Annotated in this window: 25 protein-coding genes; 17 read left to right on the top strand and 8 right to left on the bottom strand. The window is 68.3% G+C overall.

Annotated elements, in window-relative coordinates; all coding sequences use genetic code 11:
* The first annotated feature begins 19 nt into the window (after positions 1-19).
* The 12 genes from rpe to AABN02_RS17945 all read left to right on the top strand — a co-directional run bounded on the left by rpe (position 20) and on the right by AABN02_RS17945 (position 10159).
* Complete coding sequence (gene rpe / locus AABN02_RS18000; RefSeq protein ID WP_338416285.1) at positions 20-709, top strand: ribulose-phosphate 3-epimerase; 690 nt, start codon at positions 20-22, stop codon at positions 707-709.
* A complete protein-coding gene (gene cbbX / locus AABN02_RS17995; protein ID WP_338416284.1) occupies positions 706-1677 on the top strand; it encodes a CbbX protein in 972 nt (323 codons plus the stop codon). Before rpe ends, cbbX begins: the two co-directional genes overlap by 4 nt.
* 52 nt (positions 1678-1729) lie before the next feature.
* Positions 1730-2830: a class 1 fructose-bisphosphatase gene (locus AABN02_RS17990; RefSeq protein WP_338416283.1), complete on the top strand. Its 1101-nt coding sequence runs from the start codon at positions 1730-1732 to the stop codon at positions 2828-2830.
* A gap of 58 nt (positions 2831-2888) precedes the next feature.
* Positions 2889-3773, top strand: a complete 885-nt coding sequence (locus AABN02_RS17985) for a phosphoribulokinase (RefSeq protein ID WP_338416282.1) — start codon at positions 2889-2891, stop codon at positions 3771-3773.
* 20 nt (positions 3774-3793) lie between these two features.
* The gene (gene tkt / locus AABN02_RS17980) at positions 3794-5803 is read left to right on the top strand and encodes a transketolase (RefSeq protein WP_338416281.1); all 2010 of its coding nucleotides are present in this window, start codon (positions 3794-3796) and stop codon (positions 5801-5803) included.
* The gene (gph, locus tag AABN02_RS17975; RefSeq protein WP_338416280.1) at positions 5800-6498 is read left to right on the top strand and encodes a phosphoglycolate phosphatase; all 699 of its coding nucleotides are present in this window, start codon (positions 5800-5802) and stop codon (positions 6496-6498) included. Before tkt ends, gph begins: the two co-directional genes overlap by 4 nt.
* Positions 6486-7277, top strand: coding sequence for an HAD-IA family hydrolase (locus AABN02_RS17970; RefSeq protein ID WP_338416279.1), 792 nt, complete (start codon positions 6486-6488; stop codon positions 7275-7277). The genes gph and AABN02_RS17970 overlap by 13 nt, the downstream gene beginning before the upstream one ends.
* Positions 7278-7290: 13 nt before the next feature.
* Positions 7291-8313: a class II fructose-bisphosphate aldolase gene (gene fba / locus AABN02_RS17965; RefSeq protein ID WP_338416278.1), complete on the top strand. Its 1023-nt coding sequence runs from the start codon at positions 7291-7293 to the stop codon at positions 8311-8313.
* A gap of 77 nt (positions 8314-8390) precedes the next feature.
* Complete coding sequence (locus tag AABN02_RS17960) at positions 8391-8951, top strand: hypothetical protein (protein WP_338416277.1); 561 nt, start codon at positions 8391-8393, stop codon at positions 8949-8951.
* Positions 8952-9003: 52 nt separating this feature from the next.
* The gene (locus AABN02_RS17955) at positions 9004-9333 is read left to right on the top strand and encodes a c-type cytochrome (RefSeq protein ID WP_338416276.1); all 330 of its coding nucleotides are present in this window, start codon (positions 9004-9006) and stop codon (positions 9331-9333) included.
* Position 9334: 1 nt separating this feature from the next.
* Positions 9335-9697, top strand: a complete 363-nt coding sequence (locus AABN02_RS17950) for a hypothetical protein (RefSeq protein ID WP_338416275.1) — start codon at positions 9335-9337, stop codon at positions 9695-9697.
* A 96-nt stretch (positions 9698-9793) separates the two neighbouring features.
* Positions 9794-10159 (top strand): metalloregulator ArsR/SmtB family transcription factor, encoded by a 366-nt coding sequence (locus AABN02_RS17945; protein WP_338416274.1) that lies wholly within the window; start codon positions 9794-9796, stop codon positions 10157-10159.
* A gap of 15 nt (positions 10160-10174) precedes the next feature.
* On the opposite strand, the gene AABN02_RS17940 is transcribed toward AABN02_RS17945, so the two are convergent.
* From AABN02_RS17940 to AABN02_RS17920, 5 genes are all read right to left on the bottom strand, one after another.
* Positions 10175-10621, bottom strand: a complete 447-nt coding sequence (locus tag AABN02_RS17940) for an OsmC family protein (RefSeq protein ID WP_338416273.1) — start codon at positions 10619-10621, stop codon at positions 10175-10177.
* 34 nt (positions 10622-10655) lie between these two features.
* Positions 10656-10946 (bottom strand): metal-sensing transcriptional repressor, encoded by a 291-nt coding sequence (locus AABN02_RS17935; protein ID WP_338416272.1) that lies wholly within the window; start codon positions 10944-10946, stop codon positions 10656-10658.
* 61 nt (positions 10947-11007) lie between these two features.
* Positions 11008-11232 (bottom strand): DUF2892 domain-containing protein, encoded by a 225-nt coding sequence (locus AABN02_RS17930; RefSeq protein ID WP_338416271.1) that lies wholly within the window; start codon positions 11230-11232, stop codon positions 11008-11010.
* Between the two features lie 2 nt (positions 11233-11234).
* On the bottom strand, positions 11235-14453 hold the full coding sequence (locus AABN02_RS17925) for an efflux RND transporter permease subunit (RefSeq protein ID WP_338416323.1): 3219 nt from the start codon (positions 14451-14453) through the stop codon (positions 11235-11237).
* Positions 14454-14509: 56 nt separating this feature from the next.
* Entirely contained in the window at positions 14510-15568 is a 1059-nt protein-coding gene (locus AABN02_RS17920) for an efflux RND transporter periplasmic adaptor subunit (protein ID WP_338416270.1), read from the bottom strand.
* A 149-nt stretch (positions 15569-15717) separates the two neighbouring features.
* On the opposite strand from AABN02_RS17920, the gene AABN02_RS17915 reads away from it, so the two are divergent.
* Entirely contained in the window at positions 15718-16788 is a 1071-nt protein-coding gene (locus tag AABN02_RS17915) for an adenosine deaminase (RefSeq protein WP_338416269.1), read from the top strand.
* A gap of 20 nt (positions 16789-16808) precedes the next feature.
* Here AABN02_RS17915 and AABN02_RS17910 read toward each other — a convergent pair whose 3' ends face one another.
* Both AABN02_RS17910 and AABN02_RS17905 read right to left on the bottom strand, forming a co-directional pair.
* Positions 16809-17192: a type II toxin-antitoxin system VapC family toxin gene (locus AABN02_RS17910; RefSeq protein WP_338416268.1), complete on the bottom strand. Its 384-nt coding sequence runs from the start codon at positions 17190-17192 to the stop codon at positions 16809-16811.
* A complete protein-coding gene (locus AABN02_RS17905) occupies positions 17192-17434 on the bottom strand; it encodes a type II toxin-antitoxin system prevent-host-death family antitoxin (protein ID WP_338416267.1) in 243 nt (80 codons plus the stop codon). The genes AABN02_RS17910 and AABN02_RS17905 overlap by 1 nt, the downstream gene beginning before the upstream one ends.
* A 143-nt stretch (positions 17435-17577) precedes the next feature.
* On the opposite strand from AABN02_RS17905, the gene AABN02_RS17900 reads away from it, so the two are divergent.
* The 4 genes from AABN02_RS17900 to AABN02_RS17885 are packed head-to-tail and all read left to right on the top strand — an operon-like array spanning position 17578 to position 21922.
* Positions 17578-18678, top strand: a complete 1101-nt coding sequence (locus AABN02_RS17900; RefSeq protein ID WP_338416266.1) for a BMP family ABC transporter substrate-binding protein — start codon at positions 17578-17580, stop codon at positions 18676-18678.
* A 60-nt stretch (positions 18679-18738) separates the two neighbouring features.
* A complete protein-coding gene (locus AABN02_RS17895) occupies positions 18739-19938 on the top strand; it encodes an AAA family ATPase (protein WP_338416265.1) in 1200 nt (399 codons plus the stop codon).
* Positions 19935-20594 (top strand): DUF4276 family protein, encoded by a 660-nt coding sequence (locus tag AABN02_RS17890; protein WP_338416264.1) that lies wholly within the window; start codon positions 19935-19937, stop codon positions 20592-20594. Before AABN02_RS17895 ends, AABN02_RS17890 begins: the two co-directional genes overlap by 4 nt.
* A 53-nt stretch (positions 20595-20647) precedes the next feature.
* Positions 20648-21922: a DEAD/DEAH box helicase gene (locus AABN02_RS17885; RefSeq protein ID WP_338416263.1), complete on the top strand. Its 1275-nt coding sequence runs from the start codon at positions 20648-20650 to the stop codon at positions 21920-21922.
* Positions 21923-22005: 83 nt separating this feature from the next.
* On the opposite strand, the gene AABN02_RS17880 is transcribed toward AABN02_RS17885, so the two are convergent.
* On the bottom strand, positions 22006-22428 hold the full coding sequence (locus AABN02_RS17880; protein ID WP_338416322.1) for a signal peptide protein: 423 nt from the start codon (positions 22426-22428) through the stop codon (positions 22006-22008).
* Between the last annotated feature and the right edge of the window lie 38 nt (positions 22429-22466).

Raw genomic sequence — 22466 nt, 5'->3', positions numbered from 1 at the left:
CCGGAACGGGTCGCACGCCATGTACCGCATCGCTCCCTCCATCCTGTCCGCCGACTTCGCCCGCCTGGGCGACGAGGTCAGGAACGTGCTCGCCGCCGGCGCCGACTGGATCCACTTCGACGTGATGGACAACCATTACGTGCCCAACCTGACCTTCGGACCGATGGTCTGCCAGGCGCTGAAGAAACATGCGGTGAAACCGGACGGCACGCCGGCGCCGATCGACGTCCACCTGATGGTCTCGCCCGTCGACGCGCTGGCGCAGGCCTTCTGCAAGGCGGGCGCGGATCTGGTGAGCTTCCACCCCGACGCCTCGGCGCACGTGGACCGCACGCTGCAGCTGATCCAGGCCGAGGGTGTGAAAGCGGGTCTGGTGTTCAACCCGGCCGAGCCGCTGGACGTGCTGGAGTGGGTGATCGACCGCGTGGACCTGATCCTGATCATGAGCGTGAACCCCGGCTTCGGCGGCCAGAGCTTCATCGACTCGGCGCTGCGCAAGATCGAGAAGGCGCGCAAGATCATCGACGCCAGCGGCCGCGACATCCGGCTGGAAGTGGACGGTGGCATCAAGATCGACAACATCCGCCGCGTGGCCGATGCGGGCGCCGACACCTTCGTCGCCGGCAGCGCCATCTTCAACACGCCCGACTACGCCCGCGTGATCGACGCGATGCGCACCGAACTCGCCACCGCAGAGGGGGCAGCATGAACTCGCCGCTTTACCACCTGCCTGGCACGTCCGCGGCTGCGGTGCCGCCAGAGGCCACACCACCTGCATTCAGCGAAGCCCCGCTGCGCACCGTCAACGCGGTGCTGGCCCACAGCCAGGTCGAGACCGTGCTGCAGGAACTGGAGCGCGAACTGATCGGGCTGGTGCCGATCAAGACCCGCATCCGCGATGTGGCCGCGCTGCTGGTGATCGACCGTCTGCGCCAGCAGTTCCAGCTCGCTGCCCAGGCGCCGAGCCTGCACATGTGCTTCACCGGCAACCCCGGCACGGGCAAGACGACGGTGGCGCTGCGCATGGCGGCGATCCTTCACCGGCTCGGCTACATCCGCAAGGGGCATCTGGTCGCCGTGACGCGGGACGATCTGGTCGGCCAGTACATCGGCCACACGGCGCCAAAAACCCGCGAGGTGCTGAAGAAGGCCATGGGCGGCGTGCTCTTCATCGACGAGGCCTACTACCTCTACCGCCCCGAAAACGAACGCGACTACGGACAGGAATCCATCGAGATCCTGCTCCAGGTGATGGAGAACCAGCGCGACGACCTCGTGGTGATCCTGGCGGGCTACAAGGACCGGATGGACACCTTCTTCCAGTCCAACCCGGGCATGAGCAGCCGCATCGCCCACCACCTCGATTTCCCCGACTACAGCGCCGATGAACTGCTGGCGATCGCCGACCGGATGCTGGCCGCGCAGCACTACCGCTTCGGAGACCATGCCCGCGAGACCTTCGCCCACTACCTGGCCTTGCGCCTGCAGCAGCCGCATTTCGCCAACGCCCGCAGCGTGCGCAACGCGCTCGACCGCGCCCGCCTGCGCCAGGCCAGCCGGCTCTACGCCGAGCCGGACCGGGAACTGGACGCCGAGGCGCTGACCACGCTGGCCGCCACGGACTTCTCGGCCAGTCGGGTGTTCGGCATGGCCGGCGCCCTGGCAGCGAATCCCTGACGTCACGACAAGAACTCGCACACCGACATCCCTGCTTTCCGAGGAGACCTGCATGCCCTTGTCCAACCGGTCCACGCTGACCCAGTACCTGATCGAGGAGCGCCGCCGCTTCCCGAACGCCAGCGGCGCGCTGAATGCGCTGATCCTCGATGTCGCGCTCGCCTGCAAGGCGATTGCCCGGGCCGTCGCGTTCGGCGAACTGGGGGACGCGATGGGCGGTGTGGACGCTGCGGCGGTGCAGGGCGGGGCGGTCAATGTGCAGGGCGAGGAGCAGAAGAAGCTCGACGTGCTGAGCAACGAGGTCTTCCTGCGCCGCAACGAGTGGTCGGGTTGCCTGGCCGGCATGGCGTCCGAGGAGATGGAGCAGCCCTGGCAGATCCCCGCCCAGCACCTGCGCGGCAAGTACCTGCTGGTGTTCGACCCGCTGGACGGCTCGTCCAACATCGACGTCAACGTGTCGGTGGGCAGCATCTTCTCGATCCTGCGCGCGCCGCAGGACGTGATCGACAGCGGGCGCGATGTCGTCGAGGCCGATTTCCTGCAGCCGGGTGCGGCGCAGATCGCCGCCGGCTACGCGCTCTATGGCCCGACGACGATGTTCATGCTCAGCGTCGGCAATGGTGTGGCCGGCTTCACGCTGAACCCGAACCTGGGCGAGTTCATGCTGACGCACGCCAACGTCCGGGTGCCCGAGGACACGCACGAGTTCGCGATCAACGCCTCGAATGCGCGCTTCTGGGAGCCGCCGGTCAAGCGCTACGTGGACGAGTGCCTGGCGGGCGCGACGGGGCCTCGGGGCAAGGACTTCAACATGCGCTGGATCGCCTCGATGGTGGCCGAGGCGCACCGCATCCTGATGCGCGGCGGCGTGTTCCTCTACCCGCGCGACACCAAGGACCTGCGCAAGCCGGGCCGGTTGCGGCTGCTGTACGAGGCGAACCCGATCGGCTTCCTGATGGAGCAGGCGGGCGGGCGGGCCTCGACCGGGCAGCTGCCGATGCTGGGTGTGGCGCCGTCCTCGTTGCACCAGCGCATCGGGTTGGTCTTCGGCTCGAAGCACGAGGTCGAGCGCATCGAGCGCTACCACCGCGATCCGCCGCCGCGCGAGCTGCACAACCCGCTGTTCAGCGAACGCAGCCTGTTCCGCGACTGAACCGCTGTCGGGCAGCCAGTGCCCGCGACCCATTCGAACAAGCTCCAGGAGACCCGCCATGTCCGAACGCCATCCCATCATCGCCATCACCGGATCGTCCGGCGCCGGCACCTCGTCGGTGACACGCACCTTCGAGAACATCTTCCGCCGCGAACACGTGCGCGCCGGCATCATCGAAGGCGACAGCTTCCACCGCTACGACCGCAAGGAAATGCGCGTCCGCCAGGCCGAGGCCGAAGCCGCCGGCAACCAGAACTTCAGCCACTTCGGCTCCGAGAACAACCTCTTCCCCGAGCTGGAGCAGCTTTTCCGCAGCTACGGCGAGACCGGCAACGGCATGCGCCGCAAGTACCTGCACGACCCCGGTGAGGCCGCCCCTTACCAGCAGGCGCCGGGCACCTTCACCCCCTGGGAGCGCCTGCCGGAAAACACCGACCTGCTGTTCTACGAGGGCCTGCACGGCGCCGTGGTGACGCCCGAGGTCAACATCGCGCAGCACCCGGACCTGCTGATCGGCGTCGTGCCGGTGATCAACCTGGAGTGGATCCAGAAGCTCTACCGCGACAAGAACGTGCGCGGCTACTCGGCCGAGGCGGTGACCGACACCATCCTGCGCCGCATGCCGGACTACGTGAACTACATCTGCCCGCAGTTCGCGCACACGCACGTCAACTTCCAGCGCGTGCCGGTGGTGGACACCTCGAACCCCTTCATCGCCCGCGACATTCCCTCGCCGGACGAGAGCATCTGCGTGATCCGCTTCGCCAACCCGAAGGGCATCGACTTCCAGTACCTGATGAACATGGTCAAGGACTCGTTCATGTCGCGCGCCAACACGATCGTGGTGCCGGGCGGAAAGATGGAGCTGGCGATGCAGTTGATCTTCACGCCCTTCATCTGGCGAATGATGGACCGGCGCAAGCGCGCGCTCGGTGCCCTGTGAACCCTGAAAGGACACCGATCATGACGATGATCTCTACCCCCGCCGACATGGCCAACGCCCTGCGCGCCCTCTCGATGGACGCCGTCCAGCGCGCCAACTCCGGCCACCCCGGTGCCCCGATGGGCATGGCCGAGATGGCAGTGGCCCTCTGGTCGCGCCACCTGCGCCACGACCCGAGCGACCCGCACTGGCCCGACCGTGACCGCTTCGTGCTCTCGAACGGCCACGCCTCGATGCTGCTCTACGCGCTGCTGCACCTGACCGGCTACGACCTGTCGATCGACGACCTGAAGGCCTTCCGCCAGCTCGGCAGCCGCACCCCGGGCCACCCGGAAGTCGGCCACACGCCCGGCGTCGAGACCACCACCGGCCCGCTCGGCCAGGGCCTGACCAACGCGGTCGGCTTCGCGCTGGCCGAGAAGCTGCTGGCGCGCGAGTTCAACCGCCCCGGCCACGCCATCGTCGACCACCACACCTACGTCTTCCACGGCGACGGCTGCCTGATGGAGGGCATCAGCCAGGAGGCGATCTCGCTGGCCGGCGTGTGGCAGCTGAACAAGCTGGTCGCGCTCTACGACGACAACGGCATCTCGATCGACGGCCCCGTGCAGGGCTGGTTCGCCGACGACACCGCCGCGCGTTTCCGCGCCTGCGGCTGGGACGTGATCGGCCCGATCGACGGCCACGACGTGGCGCTGGTCGACACCGCGCTGGCCCGCGCCCGGGTCAGTGCGCAACGCCCGACGCTCATCATGTGCAAGACCCGCATCGGCCAGGGCTCGCCCAACCGCGCCGACACCGCCAAGGCCCACGGCGAGCCGCTCGGCGCCGCCGAGATCGCGCTGACCCGCGCGGCGATCGGCTGGCCGCACGCGCCATTCGAGGTCCCCGACGCGGTGCGCGTGGCCTGGGACGCGCGCGAAAACGGCCAGGCCGCCCACCGCGGCTGGCAGCAGCGCTTCGAGGCCTACCGCGCCGCCCACCCGGCGCTGGCCGCCGAGTTCGAGCGCCGCGTGCTGCGCCAGACCCTGCCGGCGGACTTCGCGGAGACGGTGGCGGAAACGCTGGTCCGCTTCGGCCAGTCCACCGAGAACGTCGCCTCGCGCAAGGCCTCGCAGAAGGTGCTGGCGCAACTCGCGCCGCGCATCCCCGAACTGCTGGGTGGTTCGGCCGACCTGACCGGCTCGAACCTCACCGATTTCCCCGGCTGCGGGGCAGTGAAGGGCGGCCATGTCGAAGGGCGCCACATCCACTACGGCGTGCGCGAGTTCGGCATGGCGGCCATCATGAACGGGCTGGCGCTGCACGGCGGCTACATCCCCTACGGCGGCACCTTCCTCACCTTCAGCGACTACAGCCGCAACGCCATCCGCATGGCCGCGCTGATGAAGCAGCGCGTCATCCACGTCTTCACCCACGACTCCATCGGCCTCGGCGAGGACGGCCCGACGCACCAGCCGGTCGAGCACGCCGCCAGCCTGCGCCTCATCCCGAACCTGGATGTCTGGCGCCCCTGCGACGAGGCCGAGACCGCGATGGCCTGGGTCCACGCGCTGGCGGCGGCGGACCGGCCGAGTGCGCTGCTGCTGTCGCGCCAGAACCTGCCGGCGCAGCCGCGCACGCCTGAGCAGGTGGTGCAGATCCGCCGTGGCGGCTATGTGCTGAGCGACCGGGCCGGGGCGCGGGCGGTGCTCCTCGCCACCGGCTCCGAGGTCGGCATGGCCGTGGCGGCGCAGCAGCGGCTCGATGCGCTGGGTGTGCCGGTGCGCGTGGTGTCGGTCCCGTCGAGCACGGTGTTCGACCGGCAGGATGCGGCGTGGCGGCGCGCCGTGCTCGGCAGCGGGCTGCCGCGCATCGGTGTCGAGGCCGGCGTGTCGCGCTGGTGGGGCCAGTACGGCTGTGTCGCGGCCCTCGGTGTCGACCGCTTCGGCGAGTCCGGCCCGGCGGCTGCGGTGTTCGAGCACCTGGGCTTGACGGTCGAGGCGCTGGTCGAGCTGGTCCGGCAGGCCTTGACCACGGAGGCTGCGTGAGCATCGACGCGATCACCTTCGACCTGGACGGCACGCTGGTCGACACCGCCGCGGAGATCGCCGAGGCGGTCAACCGCACGCTGGCCGACTTCGGCCTCGCGCCGCGCCCGCTGGACGAGATCACGCACCTGATCGGCAACGGCCTGCATCCGCTGATGGTCCGGCTGCTGCAGCGCCTGCAGGTCGAGCAGCCGGCGCTGGTCGGCCGCCTGTTCGCGGACGAGGTGCTGCCGGTGCTGGACCGGCACTACGCCGCGACCGTCGGCACGCAGGCCCAGCCGTATCCGGGCGTGCCCGAGGCGCTCGACGCGCTGCTGGCCGAGGGCGTGCGCCTGGGCTGCGTCACCAACAAGGAAGGCCGCCACGCCCGGCGCGTGCTGGAGGTCTGCGGCCTGGCCGGCCGGCTGGAGCTGCTGATCGCCGGCGACACGCTGCCCGAGAAGAAGCCGCACGCCTCGGTGCTGCAGCAGGCGGCGCAGCGGCTGGGCGTGGTGCCGGAGCGGCTGGCGCATGTCGGCGATTCGCGCACCGACATCGAGTCGGCCTGCAACGCCGGGGCCGCAGCCTGGGCGGTGCCCTATGGCTACAACGGTGGCGAGCCGATCGAGTCCGCCGCACCACAACGCATTTTCCCCGGGCTGGCCGAGGTCGCCGCCCACGTGATCGAACGCAGGAGAACACCATGCGCCAACTGAACGCCGTGCTGTGGGATGTGGACGGCACCCTGGCCGAGACCGAGCGCGACGGCCACCGCGTCGCCTTCAACCTGGCCTTCGAGGCCCTCGGCTTGCCGTGGCGCTGGGATGTGGCGCGCTACGGCGAACTGCTGACGGTCACCGGCGGGCGCGAACGCCTGCAGCACGACATGGCCAGCCGCACCGATGCGCCGGTCACGGCCCGCGAGCGGCTCATGCTCGCGGAGGAGTTGCATCGGCTCAAGAACCACCACTATGCCGAACGGGTGCGCAGCGGGGCCGTGGTCCTGCGCCCGGGCGTGGTGGAACTCATGGGGCAATGTGCCGAGCGCGGCGTGCGCATGGCACTGGCGACCACCACCAGCCGCATGAATGTCGAGGCGCTGCTGCGTGTGCATCTGGGCTCGCGCTGGGCCTCGTGGTTCGAGGTGATCGTCTGTGGCGAGGATGTGCGCCACAAGAAGCCCGATCCCGAGGTCTACCACCAGGTGCTCGCCGGACTGAAGCTGCGCCCGCTGCAGGCACTGGCCATCGAGGACTCGCCGATGGGTGCGGCTGCGGCGCGGGCGGCCGAGCTGCCCGTGGTGGTCACGCGCAGCGCGTATTTCGAGCAGGCGATCTTCGACGGGGCGACCGCCATCGGCCCCGGCCTGCACCAGCGCCGCGGCTGGCGCCCGGCGCTGTCCATGGACCAGCAGGGGGCCGACGACGCCCTCGTTGGTCTGGACGACCTCATCGACTGGCACGCGCAGATGGACAGCGTGTCGCAGTTTTCATAAGGAAACAACCCCCATGGCCCTCATCGCACTGCGCCACCTGCTCGACCATGCCGCCGAGCACGACTACGGCGTGCCGGCGTTCAACATCAACAACCTCGAACAGGTCCAGGCGATCATGCAGGCCGCCCAGGCGACCGGCAGCCCGGTGATCCTGCAGGCCTCGGCCGGTGCCCGGAAATACGCGGGCGAAGCCTATCTGCGCCACCTCGTGCTGGCCGCGATCGAGACGCACCCGGACATCCCCGTCGTGCTGCACCAGGACCACGGCGCGTCTGCTGCGGTGTGCGTGCAGGCCATCCGCTCGGGCTTTTCCAGCGTGATGATGGACGGCTCGCTGCTGGAGGACGCCAAGACCCCGGCGAGCTACGACTACAACGTGCGTGTCACGGCCGATGTCTGCCGCATCGCGCGGGCGGTGGGCGTGTCGGTCGAGGGTGAACTCGGCTGTCTCGGTTCGCTGGAAACCGGCGAGGCGGGCGAGGAGGACGGCGTCGGCGCCGAGGGCAAGTTGAGCCACGACCAGATGCTGACCGACCCCGCCGAGGCCCGGGACTTCGTGGCGCGCACGGGAGTGGATGCGCTGGCCATCGCCATCGGCACCAGCCATGGCGCCTACAAGTTCACCCGTCCGCCCACTGGCGACATCCTGGCCATCGACCGCATCGCCGAGATCCACGCAGCGATCCCGAACACGCACCTCGTGATGCACGGCTCGTCCAGCGTGCCGCAGGAGTGGCTGGCGATCATCCGCGAGCACGGCGGCGACCTGAAGGAGACCTACGGCGTGCCGGTCGAGGAGATCGTGCGCGGTATCCGCAGCGGCGTGCGCAAGGTCAACATCGACACCGACATCCGGCTGGTGATGACCGGCGCGATGCGGCGCAGCTTTGCGCAGCAGCCGTCCGAGTTCGACCCGCGCAAGGCACTGGCCGCGGCGACCAGGGCGGCGCAGGCGCTGTGCCAGCAGCGCTTCGAGGCCTTCGGCTGCGCGGGCATGGCCGGGCGGATCCGGGCAAACCCGGTTGCGATGGCCTGAAATATCCGCGTCTGCTGATATAACATTGGGCACCGCGCAAATGTTTATTTGCCACCTGCTTGATCTGGTACCTGCTGATGTCCATTTTTCCTGTCCCTGCCCGTCTGTTCGTGTCCGTGGCGGCGGTGTTCGCGCTGTCAGCCTGCGCGCAGATGGACATGCACCGCGGCGGCCATGACCAGGCCACCCACGCTGGTCACGCTGGCCATGCCGGCCACGGCGCCAACATGGAGGCGCCGGCCGCCGCGCCGGTCGCGCTGGCCGCGCGCACGGTGGTCGATGTCACACCCCAGGAGAGCGCGCACGTGCTGGGTGACATGCAGAACCTGCTGCGTTCGGTGGGCGAGATCAACGGCGCGCTGGCGGCCCGCGACTGGGCCACGGTCGAGCGGATTGCCTCCAGTCTGCGCCCCGAGAAGACCATGGGCAGCCAGGAACCGGCCGCCGTGAGCTTCCACGCCAAGCTGCCCGCCGGCTGGTCCAGTTTCGGTGCACCGATGCACCAGGGCTTTGCCCGCATCGCCGACGAGGCCCGCGGCGGGCAGCGCGTCGACGAGGTGCTGCGCACGCTGTCGCAGACCACCCGCCAGTGCGTGGGCTGCCACGCCCAGTTCCAGTTGCGCTCGGCCCTGCGCTGAGCGGCGCCCGTTTCGATCTCCCCTTCCTTTTGTCCGTTCCAAGGAAATGTCCATGCCCATGTCCCTGACCCGCTCCCTGATCGCCCTGGTCCCCGCCGCCCTCGTGCTGGCCGCGCCGCTGACCGCCCACGCCAACCTCGAACTGGCCAAGAAAAGCGCCTGCATGGCCTGCCACGCCGTGGACAAGAAGCTGGTCGGACCTGCCTTCCAGGACGTGGCCAAGAAGTACGACGGCAAGAAGGACGCGGTCGAGGCCGTGATGGCCAGCATCAAGGCGGGCGGTTCGGGCAAGTGGGGGCCGATCCCGATGCCGGCGCAGGCCGCGTTGAGCGATGCCGACGTCAAGACCCTGGCAAGCTGGGTTCTGGGCGGGGCCAAGTGAGATGAGGGCGGCAGCGATCCGTCGCGGCCTGGGCGGACTGCTGCTGGCCGGGGCCGGCGTGATGGGGTGGGCGCAGGCGCAGACGCAGACGCAGACGCAGACCGTGCCCGCCATCTTCCGTGACGCGGACCTCGCCCTCGGTGAGCGCCTGATCCGCGAGCACCGGTGTGCCGAGTGCCACACCCGGCGAGTCGGCGGGGATGGCAGCGACATCTACAACCCGAAGGGGCGCATCTCGACCCCGGGGGCCTTGCGGGGCATGGTGGAGCTGTGCAACACCGAGATGAACCTGGGGATGTTCCCGGAAGAGGTCACGGCAGTGGCCGCCGTGCTGCAGCGCGACCATTACCGCTTTGCACCCTGAGCGAAGCCGCTGTGCCTCCGCGGTCGAGGCCGTATGCGTTTATCCGTGCGTACGAATAGAATAGGCCCCATCCGAATCTGACTGTGGGCTTTCAACATGGACCGCGACGCGGAGGTCAACAAGGCTGACAACGTCTACGAATCGGTGGCCGAGCTGTTTTCGCTGCTCTCCACCCCGATCCGGCTGAAGATCATCGGCGCGCTGTGCCACGGCGAGAAGAACGTGTCGCAGCTGCTCGCCGAGATCGACACCACCCAGCCCAACATGTCGCAGCACCTCTCGACGCTCTACCGCGCCGGCGTGCTCGGCAAGCGGCGTGACAGCACGCAGATCTACTACCGCCTGCAGAGCGAGCGCGTGGCCACGCTGTGCCGCGCGGTGTGCACGCAGGTGGCGATCGAGCTGGATCCGGACGCCGAGGTCGAGCCAACCGACCGGCTGCTGCCGGGCGGCGTGCGCTGACCGGCCTGTCCGGTTTTATTTCAGCCGCGCCCCGGTGCTGTCGAACACCTCGACGCTGACCGGGAACCCCTGCCTCACGCTCTCGGTGACGGTGCAGAAGGCCTCGAACTGCTCCAGCACCCGGTCCAGATGCGCCAGCGTCGCCGCGGGCACACCCAGCGTCAGCCGGGCGTTCATCTGCAGCACGCGCAGGCGCTTGTCGGCGTTGCGGCCCACGTCGGCCTCGACCGTGCACGACAGCGGCTCGGGCGCCAGCTTGTACTTGCGCATCGAGAACAGCAGCGAGGCCGACAGGCAGTTGCCCACTGCCGCACACAGCAGCTGCACCGGCGACGGCCCCAGCCCGTGGCCGAGGGGCTCGGGCTCGTCGGTCACCAGGTCGCGCACCGCTGCACCGAAGTGGGTGTCGAACTGGTAGTCCTGGCGCTGGGTCAGGTGGATGGTGGTCAGGGCGTCGGACATGGTGGTGGGTTCCGGGGGCAATGCGAGGGGATGGTCAGCGCACCTTGCCCAGCAGCGTCTGCATGTCGTCCAGCAGCGCGTCGAGCTGGGTGACGCCGTCGGGCTGGAGGTCCAGGCGTTCTTTCAGTTCCTGCTGCATGAAGCACACCGTCATGCGCACATAGGCGCTGTCGAGCGCCTTGCGCACGGCGGCCATCTGGCTGGCGATGTCGAGGCAGGGTTCGCCAGATTCGATCATGCGCTGGATGCCGCGCAGCTGGCCTTCGGCGCGCTTGAGTCGGTTGAGCAGGTCGGTGCGGCTGGTTTCGTCTTGGAGCTGGGCCATGGTGCAAGCCTCTCGGGAGGTCAGGTCGGTCATCGGATGCCCCATTGTCCCTGCTCCGTGCTCAGCGTGCGCAGGCCGAGCTGCCTTCGGGCACGCCGAGCTTCTTCAGGAACCAGCCCAGCGGGCAGGCGTTGGTGAAACCGAACTGCAGCAGGTTGGCGCCGACGAAGGCGGTGAAGGCCAGCGCCCAGTGGCTGACGAAGAGCGGGCTGCCCTCGACGCCGAGCGCCAGCGAGATCAGGATGAAGCTGCCCGCGAAGATGCGGATGAGACGGTCGACGGTCATGGTCAGACTCCTTGGCCAGGGGCCGGGGTGGGGTGGCGCCGCTGGTAGACGGCGTAGTAGAGAACCGGGATCACGACCAGCGTCAGCAGCGTCGAGACCATGATCCCGAAGATCAGCGCGATCGCCAGCCCGTTGAAAATCGGGTCGTCGAGGATGAAGAAGGCGCCGATCGTGGCCGCGAGGCCCGTCAGCACGATGGGCTGCGCGCGCACCGCGGCGGAGTTCATCACCGCGTCCTTGAACGCCATGCCTTGGGCGACCTGCAGCTCGATGAAGTCCACCAGCAGGATCGAGTTGCGCACGATGATCCCGGCCAGCGCGATCATCCCGATCATCGAGGTGGCGGTGAACTGCGCGCCCAGCAGCGCGTGGCCCGGCATCACGCCGATCATCGTCAGCGGGATCGGCGCCATGATGATCAGCGGCGTGACGTAGCTGCGGAACTGCGCCACCACCAGCAGGTAGATCAGGATCAGCCCGACGCCGTAGGCCGCACCCATGTCGCGGAAGGTGTCGTAGGTGATCTGCCATTCGCCGTCCCACTTGATGGCGTACTGGCGGTACGGGTCGCTCGGCTGGTGGATCCAGTATTCGCCGAGGTCGCCGGTGCCGGGCAGGGCGGCGTCCTTCAGCTTCGGGCGGATCGCGAACAGGCCGTAGAGCGGCGAATCCAGCTTGCCGGCCATGTCGCCGAAGACGTAGCTCACGCCCTGCAGATCCTTGGTGAACAGCGGCTTGTCGATGATCGCTTTCTCCACCCGCACCAGCTCGCTCAGCGGCACCAGCTGCCCGTTCGCGGCGCGCATCGGCAGCGCGAGCAGCGCGTCCAGCCCGACCTGCGATTCACGCGGCAGTTGCAGCCGCACGGGGATCGGGTACTTGCTCTGGCCGTCGTGCAGGTAAGCGGCGTCCATGCCCGACAGCGCGCCCTGCACGGTCTGCGCGACCGCGGCCACCGGGATGCCCAGCGACTCGGCCCGCTGGCGCTGCACGCGCAGGAAGGTGCGCGGGGCGTCTTCCTTGAGCGAGGTGTCGGTGCCGACGATGTCGGGCGTGGCGGCGAAGGCCTTGGCGATGCGCGCGGCGAGTTGCTGGCGGCCGGCCTCGTCCGGGCCGTAGACCTCGGCGACCAGCGGGCTCATCACCGGCGGGCCGGGCGGCACTTCGACGACCTTCACCCGCGCACCGTGCGCCGCGGCGATCTTCTCCAGTTGCGGGCGGTGGCGCTGCGCGATGACGTGGCTCTTGTCGCTGCGGTGGTGCTTGTCGACGAGGTTGACCTGCAGATCGCCCTGTTCGGCGTCGGCGCGCAGGTAGTACTGGCGCACCAGGCCGTTGAAGGTGATCGGGCTGGCCGTGCCGGCGTAGCCTTGCAGGTTCAGCACCTCGGGCTGCTTGGCCAGATACGCGCCGAGATCCTGCAGCGTTGCGGCGGTGTCCTCCAGCGCGGAGCCGGCCGGCATCTCGACGACGACCTGGTACTCCGACTTGTTGTCGAACGGCAGCATCTTCAGCACCACGAGCTGGACCACGGCCAACCCGACGCTCAGGAACAGCGCGCCCAGGATGCCGGCCAGCAGCAGCCAGCGCTTGGCCGCACTCTCCAGGAACGGCGACAGGAGGCGGCGGAACAGCGTCGGCAGCTTCGCGGCGAGGCCGGTCGGCTCGGCGTGCGCGTGCGCGGCGTCCATCGGCTTCATCAGCTTGGCCGCGAGCCACGGCGTCACCGAGAACGCGATCGCCAGCGAGATCGCCATGCCGAGGCTCGAATTGATCGGGATCGGGCTCATGTACGGCCCCATCAGCCCGGACACGAACGCCATCGGCAGCAGCGCCGCGATCACCGTGAAGGTCGCCAGGATAGTCGGGCTGCCGACTTCATCGACCGCCGCGGGGATGATCGCCAGCAGCGGCTTGCCCGGATGGAGCTGCTGGTGGCGGTGGATGTTCTCCACCACCACGATCGCGTCGTCCACCAGGATGCCGATCGAGAAGATCAGCGCGAACAGCGACACCCGGTTCAGCGTGAAGCCCCAGGCCCACGACGCGAACAGCGTGGCCGTCAGCGTCAGGATCACCGCGGCGCCCACGATCACCGCCTCGCGCCGCCCGAGCGCGAAGCCGACCAGCAGGATCACCGAGCCGGTCGCGAACGCCAGCTTCTGGATCAGCTTGTTGGCCTTCTCGGCGGCGGTCTCTCCATAGTCACGGGTGATGGTCATCTCGATGCCGGCCGGCACCACGGTGTTGCGCAACTCGTCGAGGCGGGCACGGGCGGCCTGGGCCACATCGACCGCGTTCTGGCCGGGCTTCTTGGTGACGGTCATCGTCACGGCCGGGTGCGCGCCGCCCGCGCCGGACGCGGCCACGCCGGGCGTGAACCAGACGTGGCGCTGCGGCTGCGCGGCACCGGTCTCGATCTTCGCGACTTCGCGCAGGTAGACCGGCTTGCCATTGCTCACGCCGACCACCAGCTCGCCCACGTCCTCGGCCGAGCGCAGGAACTCGCCGGTCTCGATGGTGAGCATCTGCGCCGCGCCGTTGGGCATGGCGGCATCGCGGTTGACCACGGTGCCGGCTGGCATCGCCAGATTGGCGGCAGCGATCGTCTGCGTCAGGCGCAGCACGTCGACGCCGCGCTCGCGCAGCCGGCTCGGGTCGAGCACCACCTGCACCGCCTGGCCGGGGCCGCCGATGGTCTGCACCTCGCGGGTGCCGGGGACGCGCTTGAGTTCGGCTTCCAGCGAGCGGGCCACGCGCTCGATCGCCAGCGCCGAGGTGTCGTCCTTGCTCCACAGCGTCACGCCGAGCACCGGCACATCGTCGATGCCCTTGGGCTTGACGATGGGGGGGAGGGTACCCAGGTCGCGCGGCAGCCAGTCCTGGTTCGCGTTGAGCACGTCGTAGAGCCGCACCAGTGCTTCGGTGCGCGGCACGCCAACCTGGAACTGCACCGTCAGCACGGCCACACCGGGCCGTGCCACCGAATAGGTGTGCTCGATGCCGGCGATCTGGCTCAGCGCCTGCTCGGCGGGGCGGGCGACCATGTTCTGCACATCCGCGCTGCTCGCCCCGGGGAAGGGGATCAGCACATTGGCCATGGTCACGTTGATCTGCGGCTCCTCCTCGCGCGGCGTGACCAGCACGGCGAACAGGCCCAGCAGCAGCGCGACGATGGCCAGCAGTGGCGTGATCGCGTTCGACTGGAACATCGCAGCCATGCGGCCGGCGATGCCAAGTGCGGGCGTTCCGGTTTCGGCGGTGATGCGGTCGTCGCTCACGGCCGGGCTCCTGCGAGGCCGGCCTTGACCGCGTCGGTGGCGATGCGGTCACCGGCGTTCAGACCCGCCAGCACCTCGGTCGAGCCGCCCTGCGCCGATCCCGCACGGATGGCGCGCAGCACGAACTGCTGGTCCCGGGCGATGTAGACGGCGGTCAGCTCGCCACGGCGCAGCACGGCGGCATCCGGCACGCTCAGCGTCGCCAGCTTCTGGTCCGCACCGGCGGTGGCGTCCGCGAAGCGCACCCGCACCGTCTGGCCCGGCATCAGCAGCGCGCTGTCGGCCCCGCTCAGGTCGAGCCGCCATTCCACGGTCTGCGACACCGCGTCGGCGGTGGGCAGGTCGGTCTTCTTGATGGGGGCGACCCAGCGCTGGTCGGGCAACTGCACTTCGATGCGCTGCGCGTCGCGGGCGGTGGCCGCCTGCGAGGCCGGCACCTGCACGACCGCCCGCAGCGCGCCCGGCGCGTACACGGTGACGATCGGACGGCCCGGCGCGGCGAGGTCGCCGGTGTCGAGGTGGGTGGCGAGCACGATGCCGTCGAATGGGGCGTTCACGCTGGCGAAGCCTTGTGCCAGCGTCGCCTGGCTGCGGCCGGCGCGCGCCTGGGCGACAGCGGCTTCGGCGGCCTTGAACTGGTTGTCGGCGTTGTCGAGCGCGGACTGGCTGACGTAGCCCTGGCCGCGCAGTTCGCGGGTGCGGTCGAGCTGGGTGCGGGCGTTGCGCAGGTTGGCGTCGGCCTGCGCGAGACCGGCGTCGCTCTGGGCCACGCCAGCGGCGGCGACGCGGGCGTCGAGTTGCGCCAGGGCCTGACCCGCCTTGACGCGGTCACCGGCCTTGACGTTCAGCGCGAGCACATTGCCCGCCGCTTGCGCCGACACCGTCGCCTGCCGGACGGGCTGGATCGCGCCGTCGAGGGTGAGGAGGCGGCCGACGCGGCCCGCCTGCACCACCGTGGTCGGCACCGTGACATCGGCGGCCACCGCCCCACCGCCGATCAGCATCGACGTCATCAGCAGCAGCACCGCGAGGCGAGGGGACACAGGGGAACGCATGGTCAGACTCCTTGATACCCTGCATGGTATATCAATAGGGGTGGGGGTATCAAGAGAATGTCTCAAGATGCCTTGAAGCGGGTGTGGTGCGGATAATGCAAACAGCCCGACAAGCCTGCGCCTGTCCAATCCAACGGAGCCTGATGCCCATGACTGCTGCCCTCCTGACCGGCATGACGACTGCCCGCCTAGACGCCATCGAATCGGCCCGGCTGCCCGCGCTGCTGCGCCAGATGCCCAAGGCCGAGCTGCACATCCACATCGAAGGCTCGCTGGAGCCGGAGCTGATCTTCAAGCTCGCGCAGCGCAATGGCGTCACGCTGCCGTATCCGAGCATCGAGGCCCTGCGTGCGGCCTATGCCTTCACGGACCTGCAGAGCTTTCTCGACATCTACTACGCCGGGGCCAGCGTGCTCCTGAAAGAAGAAGACTTCTTTGACATGGCGTGGGCTTACCTCGAAAAAGCCGCCGCCGACAACGTCGTCCACACCGAAATCTTCTTCGACCCGCAGACGCACACCGCGCGCGGCGTGCCCTTCGAGACGGTGATCAAGGGCCTGAACCACGCCGTCCACCGGGCGCACACGGGGCTGGGCGTGAGCGCGAAGCTGATCCTGTGTTTCCTGCGCCACCTGAGCGAGGAAGAGGCGTTTGCCACGCTGGAAGAAGCGCTGCCCTGGCGCCACCACTTCATCGGCGTCGGGCTGGACAGCAGCGAGGTTGGCCATCCGCCGAGCAAGTTCGAGCGGGTGTTCGCGCGCTGCCGCGAACTCGGGCTGCACGTCGTCGCCCACGCTGGCGAGGAGGGGCCGCCGGCCTACATCCACGAGGCGCTGGACCTGCTGAAAACCGAGCGCATCGACCACGGCGTGCGCTGCCTCGAAGACGAGGACCTGGTCGAGCGGCTGGTCGAGGAGCGCATCCCGCTGACGGTGTGTCCGCTGTCGAACACCAAGCTCTGCGTGTTCCCGACGATGGCCGACCACAACCTGCCGGCGCTACTCGACGCCGGCCTGTGCGCGATGGTCAACTCCGACGATCCGGCCTACTTCGGCGGCTACATGAACCAGAACTTCGTCGAACTCTTCGCCGCGCTGCCGCAGCTCACCGCCCGCCACGCCTACCAGCTCGCACGCAACAGTTTCGAGGCCAGCTTTGTCGGCGAGGAGCAGAAGCGGGCGTGGGTGCACCAGCTCGACGCGGTGTTCAACGCCGGCTGAAGTGGCTTGGTCAAGGCCGTTCAGGCCGACTGGACGCTTTTCCCGTAGCGCTTGAGCGTCTTGTCGGCGCTCAGCAGGGTAATGCCTTCATGCATGGCCTGGGCCACCAGCAGCCGATCGAAAGGGTCGCGGTGGACCCAGGGCAGATCGGCCACCCGCATCACATGTTCGGGCCGAATGCCCAGTTCGGTGAATCCTGCGTCCAGCAAACCCTGGCGCAAGCTCGGCGCATCTACCTGGAAGTCTGGGCGTCCCAGGGAACTCTTGATCGCGACTTCCCAGAGGCTGACCACGCTGAAGGCCACCTCGCTGGACTGTGTCGCCAGCAGTTTCATGGCGCGGGGCGGCAGGCGTTCAGGTGCGAGTGCCGCCCACAGGACCAGGTGCGTGTCAATCAGCACCATCAGGTGGAGCCGAACATGGTGTCGATCTCTGCGTCAAACCCTGCCTTGATGTCCTGTGGAATCTTGCCCTGACCTCTGAGGAAACCGAGTGGGCGGATCGTGACGGCTTCGGGTACCAACGCACTGACCTTCACCAGCGGTTTGCCCGCTCTGGTGATGATGATGTCCTCGCCACGAATGGCCTGGTCGATGAGGTGGGACAGGTGTGCCTTCGCCTCGCTCACGTTGACGGTCACGGTCATGGGCATGCTCTCCAGAGTCCGGGGCAGTCTATAGCGTTGGACGACTCTGCGACAATCCCGCCCCTGCCGCCCGCGTGCCCGACGCGGGCGGCTTCGTTTTGCCCAAGCCTTTTTCTACTTTTCGGGACATGTCGAGGAACACCATGTACAAAAACCTCCTGCGCGCCGCCGTGGCCGCCTGGATTGCCATTCCCCTGACCGCAACGGTCGCCGCCCCCGCCGCACCGGCCAAACCCCCGCTCAAGGTCGCCTTCGTCTACGTGAGCCCGGTCGGCACCGCCGGCTGGACCTACCAGCACAACATGGGCCGCCTCGGGATGGAGCACAAGCTCGGCGACGCGGTCAAGACCACCTACGTCGAGAACGTCGCCGAGGGCGCGGACTCCGAGCGCGTGATGCGCGATCTGGCCGCACAAGGCAACCAGCTGATCTTCGCCACCAGCTTCGGTTACCTGGAGCCGGCGCTGCGGGTGGCCCAGGAGTTCCCCGGCGTCGCCTTCGAGCACATGGGCGGCTACAAGACCAGCGCCAACGTCAACACCTACAACGCCCGCTTCTACGAAGGCCGCTACCTCGCCGGCATGGTCGCCGGCAAGATGAGCAGGACGGGGCTGGCCGGCTACGTGGCAGGTTTTCCCATCCCCGAGGTGGTGCAGGGCATCAACGCTTTCACGCTGGGGATGCGCGCCGCCAACCCGAAGGCGCAGGTCAAGGTCGTCTGGCTCAACACCTGGTTCGACCCCGCCAAGGAGCGCGAGGCCGCGCAGAGCCTGGTCAACGACGGCGCCGACATGCTCACCCACCACAGCGGCTCGACCGCCATTCCCCTGCTGGCCGAGGAGAACGTGGCCAAGGGCGTGCGCCTGCTCGGCTACCAGAGCGACATGCGCCCCTTCGCCCCGAAGGCGCAGCTCACCAGCGTCACGCACCACTGGGAGGCGCGCTACACCGCGGTGGCCAAGTCGGTGATCGCCGGGACGTGGAAGCCGAAGCCCTTCATCGGCGGCGTGCGTGAACGCATCATCCAGATGGCACCGTATTCCGACGAGGTGCCGCGTGACGTGCAGCGCCAGCTCAACGAGGTCGAGCGCGCGATGGCGGCCGGGCGGGTGCATCCCTTCTCGGGCAAGCTGGTCGACCAGGCCGGGCAGGTGCGCCAGAGCCGGGGCGTGCTGGGCGACGAGGCGCTTGCGAAGATGGACTTCTTCGTGCAGGGCGTGGTTGGGTCGATGCCCAAGCGCTGATTCTGTCGACGATGTGCTGGCGTACACTGAATTTCGGATGATGGGACGGAGGACGTTTGAATGGACAACACCCCAGCGAGCACTCCCGCGCCCAAACTGCAGGGCCGCATTGCCAAGGTCAGCATCCAGGGGTTTCGCAGCCTGCGCCAGATCGAATCGCTGGAACTGCCGCAACTCGCGGTGCTGATCGGCGCCAACGGCGCAGGCAAATCAACCCTCATCCAGTTTTTCGAGATGCTGAGCTGGATGCTCAAGGCGCAGCACTTGCAGGAGTTTGTATTGCGCCACGGCGGCGGCGATGACCAGTTTTTCATGGGCGCCAGACAAACCCCGGCGATCCACGCCGAAATTCAGCTTGAAACCCCTGCCGCATTCAATGACTACCGTTTCAGCCTGACGCACCTGTCCGCCAACGACACGGTCATGGTGAGCGGCGAGGCTTACCGCCATTCGGACAAGTCCAAGCCGACCGTGGCCCGCTGGCAGGAGATCCCGGACAGCAGCAAAGAAGCCGTACTCCCCACCAAGGCCAGCACCACCGCCAAGACCATCTGCCACCTGCTGCGGCAATGCACCACCTACCAGTTCCATGACACATCGGACAAGGCATCTATCCGGATGCGCTGGGACGTGACCGATGCGGTGCGGCTGCGCTCTGACGGTGGCAACTTGGCTTCCGTCTTGCTGACCCTGCGCGAGAACCATTTCAAGCGTTATCAGCTCGTGGTGCGCCAGATCCAGCGGGTGCTGCCCACCTTCAAGGAGTTTGTGCTGGAGCCCAACTACGGGAAAGTGGATCTGCGCTGGATCGGTCAGCACAGCGACAAGGTGTTCGGCCCGCACCTGACCTCGGATGGCTCCCTGCGTCTGTTCTGCCTGCTGACGCTGCTGAACCTGCCGCCCGATCAACTGCCGGATGTGATGTTCTTCGACGAGCCGGAACTCGGCTTGCATCCCCACGCCATCACCCTGGTGGCCGAGACACTCAAGCGCCTGTCGAAGAATCGCCAGATCTTCATCGCCACGCAGTCGCCATATCTGGTGGACTGTTTCGAGCTGGAGAACATCATCGTCGCCAGCGCCAACAACGGTGAGACGGTGTTGCGCCACCTGTCGCGTGCGCACTATCAGCGTTGGCTGGATGACGAGTACCAGCTTTCTGACATCTGGCTGCAGCAGGCCACAGGCGGTGTGGCCTGGCTGGGCGACAGTCAGCCCCTCAACAGGGACGGCGCAGCCGGCGCGGAGCGCGCCGAATGATCAGGGTTTGCATCATCTGCGAAGGGCCGACGGAGGTCGAGTTCGTCAACCGATGTCTCGAACCCTATCTGCGCACCAGCGGCATCAGCGCATACGGGACTTTGTTGAGTGCCAGATCAGGGCGTCACCGCGGTGGGCGTGTGACCGTGGACCGGCTCGCCAACAAGATTTCATTGCACTACAGCGAAGCCGACAGAGTCACGACGCTGGTGGACTTTTACGGCTTCCAAGACAGGCAGGCGCGTGGCCGTGCACAACTGGAAGCGGACATTGCCGCAACAGTCCATGCAATGACCACGGGCTACGACCCGCGCTTTGTGCTGCCATATGTGCAGATGCACGAATTCGAGGGGCTGCTGTTCACCGACACCAGCGCCTTTGGATGGGCGGAAGACGGCTGGAGCGACGAGGTAGAAACCGCTTTGACCGCTGTGGCGCGGGCATTCGCCAGCCCGGAGGACATCAATGACAGCCCGGAAACCGCACCGTCCAAGCGCATCGAGAAAATATTTCCGGCGGGAGCCTACTCCAAGCCGGAGCACGGCCCATTGATCGCCGAAGCCATCGGCATCGATGCGATCCGGGAAAAGTGCCCCGCCTTTGATGCATGGGTTCGAACAATGCAAGCCTGGGGAATGAACCCCTCGGATTCTTGAGCAGGTTCCTTGCCAAGCGCTGAGACAATCGCCCCCTCACTCCCTGGACCCCCATGTCATTCGCTTCCCTTGGCCTGAACCCGGCACTGGTCCGCGCCGTCCGCGAAATCGGCTTCACCGAGCCGACGCCCATCCAGGCCCGGGCCATTCCCGCGGCCTTGTCGGGCGCCGATGTGCAGGGCGCTGCGCAGACCGGCTCGGGCAAGACGGTGGCGTACGCGCTGCCGCTGCTGCAGGCGGACATGGCAACCCCCCGCGCCTGGCCGCGCGCGCCGCATGGGCTGGTGCTGGTGCCGACCCGCGAGCTGGCGATCCAGGTGGGCGAGGTGCTGCGCGATCTGGCCCGGATGCTGCCGGACCCGCCGCGGGTGTCGGTGCTGTTCGGCGGCGTGTCGATCAACCCGCAGATGATGGGCCTGCGCGGCGGCACCGAACTCGTCGTCGCCACGCCCGGCCGGCTGCTCGATCTGGTGGACCACAACGCGCTGCGGCTGGACGCCATCCGCCTGCTGGTGCTCGACGAGGCCGACCGGCTGCTCGACCTGGGCTTCGCGGACGAGCTGAACCGCGTGCTGGCGCTGCTGCCGGCGAAGCGGCAGAACCTGTTCTTCTCGGCGACCTTTCCGGACGCGGTGCAGGCGCTGGCCGACGGGCTGCTGCAGGCGCCGACGCGCATCGACATCAGCGCGTCCGTGGCCGAAGCCGGTGGCGACGAGGTGCACCCCGACATCGTCGAGCGCGCCATTGCGCTGGACGCGGGCCGGCGCACGGGCGTGCTGCGCTACCTGATCAAGGAAGGCGGCTGGGACCGCGTGCTGGTGTTCGTCGCGACCCGCTACGCGACGGAGCTGCTCGCGCACAAGCTCGGCCGCGAGGGGCTGCACGCCGCGCCGCTGCACGGCGAACTCAGCCAGGGCACACGCGCCGAGGTGCTGAACGCCTTCCGCGCCGGCCAGGTGCAGGTGCTGGTGGTGACGGATCTGGCGGCGCGCGGCATCGACATCCCGCGGCTGCCGGCGGTGGTCAACTTCGACCTGCCGCGCTCGGCCGACGACTACACCCACCGCGTGGGCCGCACCGGCCGCGCTGGCGAGCCGGGCACGGCGGTGAGCTTCATCACCGCGGCGACCGAGTCGCATTTCCGGCTGATCGAGAAGCGCCAGGGGCGGCGCATTCCGCGCGAGCAGATCCCCGGCTACGAGCAGGTCGAGACGGCCACGCCCGACCAGGCGGCCGGCGGCATCAAGGGCCACCGCATGAGCAAGAAGGACAAGCTGCGGGCGGCGGCTGCCGCTGCCGAGACGGCCGAGGCGCAGGCAAAAAAATAGGCGGTGGCCTGGTGCCACCGCCTGTTCGGGTCTGACCTGACCAGACGCTGGCAAGGTGCCAGCGTCGGACCGCGGTCAAGCGCTTACTTGCAGACCTGGCCCTTGCCGACGTGGGCGCCCTTGGCCTTGGCATCGGCTTCGGTCATGTACGCGCCCTTCTTGGTCTTGCCGTAGAACTTCGTGCCCTCGCAGTGGTAGACCTTGCCATTGACCCACACCTTGCCGGCGCCGCCACCTGCGGCGGGTTGGGCTGCGGCGGGCTTGGCGGGGGCGGCCGGTGCCGGCGCAGCGGCCGGAGCGGCGATCGGCGCAGCGGCCGGAGCGGCCGGAGCGGCGATCGACGCTGCAGGTGCCGGGGCGACGACCGACTTCACTTCGGCGGCCACCGACTTGACGGCCGACGCGGCGGCGGGTGCAGCGGCAGCCGCCTTGGTCAGGGCATTGGTGGCCGGAGCCGCGGTCTGCGCGAAGACGGAACCAACCAGCATCGAGCCAGCCACCAGCATGAACAACGCTTTTTTCACTGAGAACTCCCGAGAGTTGC

The organism is uncultured Sphaerotilus sp., from assembly GCF_963924895.1.
Classification (GTDB): Bacteria; Pseudomonadota; Gammaproteobacteria; order Burkholderiales; family Burkholderiaceae_C; genus Sphaerotilus.
The sequence above is the reverse complement of the archived record's forward strand: the minus strand, read 5'-3'. Positions and strand labels throughout refer to the sequence as shown.

Coding starts and splice junctions, on each gene's coding strand:
- rpe (WP_338416285.1), top strand. CDS start 20: ATGTACCGCATCGCTCCCTCCATCCTGTCCGCCGACTTCGCCCGCCTG.
- cbbX (WP_338416284.1), top strand. CDS start 706: ATGAACTCGCCGCTTTACCACCTGCCTGGCACGTCCGCGGCTGCGGTG.
- AABN02_RS17990 (WP_338416283.1), top strand. CDS start 1,730: ATGCCCTTGTCCAACCGGTCCACGCTGACCCAGTACCTGATCGAGGAG.
- AABN02_RS17985 (WP_338416282.1), top strand. CDS start 2,889: ATGTCCGAACGCCATCCCATCATCGCCATCACCGGATCGTCCGGCGCC.
- tkt (WP_338416281.1), top strand. CDS start 3,794: ATGACGATGATCTCTACCCCCGCCGACATGGCCAACGCCCTGCGCGCC.
- AABN02_RS17970 (WP_338416279.1), top strand. CDS start 6,486: ATGCGCCAACTGAACGCCGTGCTGTGGGATGTGGACGGCACCCTGGCC.
- fba (WP_338416278.1), top strand. CDS start 7,291: ATGGCCCTCATCGCACTGCGCCACCTGCTCGACCATGCCGCCGAGCAC.
- AABN02_RS17960 (WP_338416277.1), top strand. CDS start 8,391: ATGTCCATTTTTCCTGTCCCTGCCCGTCTGTTCGTGTCCGTGGCGGCG.
- AABN02_RS17955 (WP_338416276.1), top strand. CDS start 9,004: ATGCCCATGTCCCTGACCCGCTCCCTGATCGCCCTGGTCCCCGCCGCC.
- AABN02_RS17950 (WP_338416275.1), top strand. CDS start 9,335: ATGAGGGCGGCAGCGATCCGTCGCGGCCTGGGCGGACTGCTGCTGGCC.
- AABN02_RS17945 (WP_338416274.1), top strand. CDS start 9,794: ATGGACCGCGACGCGGAGGTCAACAAGGCTGACAACGTCTACGAATCG.
- AABN02_RS17940 (WP_338416273.1), bottom strand. CDS start 10,621: ATGTCCGACGCCCTGACCACCATCCACCTGACCCAGCGCCAGGACTAC.
- AABN02_RS17935 (WP_338416272.1), bottom strand. CDS start 10,946: ATGGCCCAGCTCCAAGACGAAACCAGCCGCACCGACCTGCTCAACCGA.
- AABN02_RS17930 (WP_338416271.1), bottom strand. CDS start 11,232: ATGACCGTCGACCGTCTCATCCGCATCTTCGCGGGCAGCTTCATCCTG.
- AABN02_RS17925 (WP_338416323.1), bottom strand. CDS start 14,453: ATGGCTGCGATGTTCCAGTCGAACGCGATCACGCCACTGCTGGCCATC.
- AABN02_RS17920 (WP_338416270.1), bottom strand. CDS start 15,568: ATGCGTTCCCCTGTGTCCCCTCGCCTCGCGGTGCTGCTGCTGATGACG.
- AABN02_RS17915 (WP_338416269.1), top strand. CDS start 15,718: ATGACTGCTGCCCTCCTGACCGGCATGACGACTGCCCGCCTAGACGCC.
- AABN02_RS17910 (WP_338416268.1), bottom strand. CDS start 17,192: ATGGTGCTGATTGACACGCACCTGGTCCTGTGGGCGGCACTCGCACCT.
- AABN02_RS17905 (WP_338416267.1), bottom strand. CDS start 17,434: ATGACCGTGACCGTCAACGTGAGCGAGGCGAAGGCACACCTGTCCCAC.
- AABN02_RS17900 (WP_338416266.1), top strand. CDS start 17,578: ATGTACAAAAACCTCCTGCGCGCCGCCGTGGCCGCCTGGATTGCCATT.
- AABN02_RS17895 (WP_338416265.1), top strand. CDS start 18,739: ATGGACAACACCCCAGCGAGCACTCCCGCGCCCAAACTGCAGGGCCGC.
- AABN02_RS17890 (WP_338416264.1), top strand. CDS start 19,935: ATGATCAGGGTTTGCATCATCTGCGAAGGGCCGACGGAGGTCGAGTTC.
- AABN02_RS17885 (WP_338416263.1), top strand. CDS start 20,648: ATGTCATTCGCTTCCCTTGGCCTGAACCCGGCACTGGTCCGCGCCGTC.
- AABN02_RS17880 (WP_338416322.1), bottom strand. CDS start 22,428: ATGCTGGTGGCTGGCTCGATGCTGGTTGGTTCCGTCTTCGCGCAGACC.